This is a genomic window from Acidovorax sp. FW305-C-20-28, assembly GCF_058783375.1.
This window is the reverse complement of record NZ_JBYSYM010000031.1, coordinates 1-439: the sequence shown is the minus strand read 5'-3', so window position 1 is coordinate 439 and position 439 is coordinate 1. Positions and strand designations below refer to the sequence as shown.

Below are 439 nucleotides of genomic sequence, written 5' to 3'. Positions count from 1 at the left end.
TCCCCCCCCCCCCCCCCCCCCGATGCCGACATAGCGGCAGGGACTCTCACGCCAGGGCCTTGCCGCGCAAACAAGCAGCAAGTTTGCGCCAATCGATGGTTCAGAGCTGATCAAATGCTCTGCCATTGATTTTTCGCATGAAACCAGCGTACAGCGGGCCGGCACGTCCCGAACTTGCAAGATAACTGCGCCCCACTTTCCCTACAGTCGTCCCATCCCCCGGCCTGAGTGCTGCCCACCGATGATGGAGACGATATATGAGCGACCTGTTTGACAACCCCATGGGCCTGTGCGGCTTCGAGTTCGTGGAATTCGCCTCGCCCAAACCCGGCGTGCTGGAGCCGATGTTCGAGAAGATGGGTTTCACCCTGGTGGCCAAGCACCGCTCCAAGAACGTGCTGCTGTACCGCCAGGGCGGCATCAACTTCATCGTGAACAA

Annotated in this window: 1 protein-coding gene; it reads left to right on the top strand. The window is 60.1% G+C overall.

Annotated features, from left to right (window positions below; all coding sequences use genetic code 11):
* Positions 1-257 precede the first annotated feature (257 nt).
* On the top strand, positions 258-439 hold a 182-nt coding region (locus AC3WOH_RS27535; protein ID WP_492232493.1), incomplete at its 3' end, for a VOC family protein.